This is a genomic window from Ideonella azotifigens, from assembly GCF_006519715.1.
GTDB lineage: Bacteria > Pseudomonadota > Gammaproteobacteria > Burkholderiales > Burkholderiaceae_C > Ideonella > Ideonella azotifigens.
This window is the reverse complement of the sequence record NZ_VIDT01000604.1, coordinates 1-3,380: the sequence shown is the minus strand read 5'-3', so window position 1 is coordinate 3,380 and position 3,380 is coordinate 1. Positions and strand designations below refer to the sequence as shown.

5 protein-coding genes are annotated in these 3,380 nt (G+C 68.8%); 2 read left to right on the top strand and 3 right to left on the bottom strand.

Features of this window, described 5'->3' with window-relative positions; translation table 11 throughout:
* On the top strand, nt 1–585 hold a 585-nt coding region (locus tag FKP22_RS24865; RefSeq protein WP_141290334.1), incomplete at its 5' end, for a GGDEF domain-containing protein.
* 24 nt (nt 586–609) lie between these two features.
* Here the strand turns inward: FKP22_RS24865 and FKP22_RS24860 are convergent.
* Nucleotides 610–1,674, bottom strand: a complete 1,065-nt coding sequence (locus FKP22_RS24860; protein ID WP_211361569.1) for a DUF5694 domain-containing protein — start codon at nt 1,672–1,674, stop codon at nt 610–612.
* A 411-nt stretch (nt 1,675–2,085) separates the two neighbouring features.
* On the opposite strand from FKP22_RS24860, the gene FKP22_RS24855 reads away from it, so the two are divergent.
* The gene (locus tag FKP22_RS24855; RefSeq protein ID WP_141290333.1) at nt 2,086–2,496 is read left to right on the top strand and encodes a hypothetical protein; all 411 of its coding nucleotides are present in this window, start codon (nt 2,086–2,088) and stop codon (nt 2,494–2,496) included.
* A 19-nt stretch (nt 2,497–2,515) separates the two neighbouring features.
* Here FKP22_RS24855 and FKP22_RS24850 read toward each other — a convergent pair whose 3' ends face one another.
* Nucleotides 2,516–2,908 (bottom strand): YkvA family protein, encoded by a 393-nt coding sequence (locus tag FKP22_RS24850; RefSeq protein WP_141290332.1) that lies wholly within the window; start codon nt 2,906–2,908, stop codon nt 2,516–2,518.
* Nucleotides 2,909–3,038: 130 nt separating this feature from the next.
* Nucleotides 3,039–3,380, bottom strand: a 342-nt coding sequence (locus FKP22_RS24845; RefSeq protein WP_170201074.1) for a TolC family protein, incomplete at its 5' end; no start/stop codon positions are given.

Here is a 3,380-nt window from a genome sequence, read left to right as displayed (position 1 = left end):
GAAACGCTGGTGGCCAGCCGCACGGCCGAGCTGGAGCAGCGCAGCGCCGAGCTGCACGAGAGCGAGCGCCAACTGCAGCAAATGGCCTACTACGACGGCCTGACCGGCCTGGCCAACCGTCGCCTGTTCAACGAGGACCTGAAGCGCCTGCTGGCCGAAGCCCAGCGTGGCCAGCCCTTCACGCTGATGCTGCTGGACCTGGACCACTTCAAGCAGATCAACGACACCCTGGGCCACGATGCCGGTGACGCGCTGCTGGTGGCCGTGGCCCAGCGCCTGCGAGACGCCGTGCGCGAGGTGGACCGCGTGGCCCGGCTGGGCGGCGACGAGTTCGCATTGCTGCTCACCCGCACCACCGCCACCGAGGACGTGGAGCAGGTCTGCCGCCGCATCATCGACAGCCTGGACCTGCCGGTCGAACACCAGTCCCAGCGCCTGCAGGCCAGCGCCAGCATTGGCCTGGCCCGCGGCCCGCACGAAGCCGACAGCGCGGCCGAGCTCTACAAATGCGCCGACCTCGCGCTCTACGCCGCCAAGCGCGCCGGCCGCCGCGGCTGGCGCTGGTACACGCCAGCCGCCAGTTGAGCGGACACCGGACCGCTCATCGCGTCACCTCAACACCCCAGCCACGTCGACGATGTCCACCCCCGACAGCTGGCCCAGCCAATGGTCGAACCACGGCTTGTGCGAGGCGCCGACGATGGACAGCACTCGGGCGCCAGGGCGTTCGCGGAAGGTCTCGTGGATGTTGGCCACCATGCGCAGGTTGCGGATCTCCCAGCCTGCAACCCAGATCTGCGGATAACCCTCAGGCGACCTGGCGCGCAAAGCCGCGGCAACGTTGACCTCCGCGAGCACGCGCAAGCCTTCGGGATCGTTGAGGAAGCGGTACATCGGCAGCAGGTCAGGGGCCTGGAGCAAGACCTTCTCCCGCTTCTCACGTTCGTTCAACGCCCCTCTTCCCGAAGCCCATGCAGCCTCGATCACCCGCCCGAACGCCTTCGTGTCCGCGACATCGAGGCTGTCCCCGGTGTGGTTGTCCACGGCGAAGACGCGCTGCAGGCCCAACCGCGCCGCCAGGCGCGCACCCAACTGGTAGTCCTCGTTGTTGCGCGTCCCGATCTGACCGAGCATGGCCACCAGCGGCGCGTCCAACGTGTCACCAGCGCGCTGCTCGGCGGCCGGCAACTGCAGCCACTGCACATAGGCCGACGCTGGCTCGCTCGCCGCCAGGAACAGCGCAGCCAGGCGCCGCCGCTGTACCGGCGTCGGCTGCGCAGGCCAGGCCTTGAGCGCCTTGTTCACTTCGGCAATGGCGGCCGGCACGTCCAGCCCGGTGGCCGCCTTCGCCAGGTCGGTCGGCGCACAGTAGTCCGCGCCGTACTTGGCCGGATGGCGCGCCGCGAAATCACATTCCTCGCCAGGCAGCGCCTCGATGGTGATGATGTCTGGCCTGAAGCCGGCCAACCGGTCCAGCAAGCCCTGCAGCGTTGCCGGATCAAAGCCCTGCGGCAATCCGCGCAGGTGCATGGTGCCCAGCACCAGCACCTGCGCCCGAGGTCCCACCATGTCCCGGTCCAGCGAGGCCAGGTCGACCTGCGCCTGCGCCTGCGCCTGCATCGCGACGGCAAGCGCCACCCACGACCCGCCCAGCCACTTTTTCCACGTGCCCACTTCGCATGTCTCCCGAGGTTGAAAGCGCAGCTTCGGCAGGGAGAAGCACCATCGCTTCCCGCCAACCGCTTCGCGTCGGCGACTGTAGCGAGCGCACGCCGCAGCGTCCGCCAGCGCGCGACGAAACGACCATTTGGCAGGAGGAACCGGCGCTCCTGGCGACGAGCATCGCCGCCCCGCGCCGCCGCCCGCTTGCCGCGGACTGGACACAAAAAATTCCGACCTCAATGTCCATCGACGCGCCCCCTCCTCGTTCATCCAGGTAGACAGCCACCGCGATCTCCGTGTTGCTCGGGGCCGGAGGCGAACCACCATCGGAGGGAACACCATGGACAGGCTGCGCGGTCTGATCGCGATGATTGCCGGCATCGGCGCGGGCACGATGGCACCCGTCTTGTCAAGGAGGCGGCCATGAACGCAAGTGCTTCTCGACTCAGCCTCGGCGGCAAGACCCGTGTGGGCTGGGGCGGCCGCGGGGGGGCCGATCTGTTCGCTGTTGAAGGCGGCGTTCTGAGCTTGCGCGGTCTGCGGACCTACCGCTTCACGCCCGATCAGGTGGTGGCCATCGAACCGCTGGGGCCTCGCTGGCTCAGTGGTGGGGTGCGCATCGTGCACAACCAGGCGGATTACCCGCGCTTGATGAGCTTCTACTGCAGCGGCGGCAGTGCGAAGGTGTTCGAACTGCTGGCCCTTGCCGGCTTCGTGCCGCGCGGCAGCGGGCCCGCCGCAGGGCGGTCGCGGCTGCGCGCGGCGGTCTTCCCGTTGCTCGTGCTGCTGGTGATCAACGTGATCGTCTCGGGTCTGTTGCGGCTGTTGCACTGATCGGCCAACGGGCCGAGGGTCACTCCGCCCCGCGCAGCCAGTACAAGAGCGCAAAGCCGATGGCCAACCACAGCGCCACCACGAGCACGACCCCTGCCCGGCAGTTCGGCTTCCTGCCGTTGGCTTGCATCCACGCGTCCGCCTGCGCGCGGCATTCGGCGAGGACTTCCGGTGGCAGGAGCCGAATGGTCAACCAGATCAGGCCAGGCAGCAGCAGCACGTCGTCGAGGTAGCCCAGGACCGGAATGAAGTCCGGGATCAGGTCGATGGGACTCAGCGCGTAGGCCACGACGAACACCCCGAGGGCCTTCGCGTACCAGGGCGTGCGGGGATGCTTGCCGGCGAACCAGAGCGTCACGCCGTCGCGCTTGATTCGCCTGGCCCAGGTCTTCAGGTGCTTGCTCAGCGTCATGGAACGCGAAGCGTGATGGGGTCACGCTGCTGCTGTTTGTCCCGCACTGTATTGGACGAGCCGGGCCGGCCCCGCTCCGGCCGCAGCGGCGCCCGGAGGACTCGTCGCGGCCGTAGAGGCCCGCCTTCGATCAGTTGTTGGCAACCTGTGCGCCACTGGCCGCAGGTTCCGCCAAGCCACCACCCAGGGCCCGATACAGCGTGACCCGATTGCCCAGTTCCACCAGCCGCAGGCTGATCAGCGACTGGCCGGCGCTGTACGCGGTGCGCTGCGCTTCGAGGGCGGCGAGGTAGGTCGCCACGCCTTGCTGGTAGCGGGCGTCGGCCAGGCGTTGGCTGTCCTGGGCGGCGGCGAGCAAGGCGGTTTGCGCGTCGAGTTGTTCCTGCACGGAGCCGCGGCGGGCCAGGGCGTCGGCCACTTCCTGGAACCCGGTCTGCAGCGCCTTTTCGTAGGCGGCCACGGCGGCTTCGCG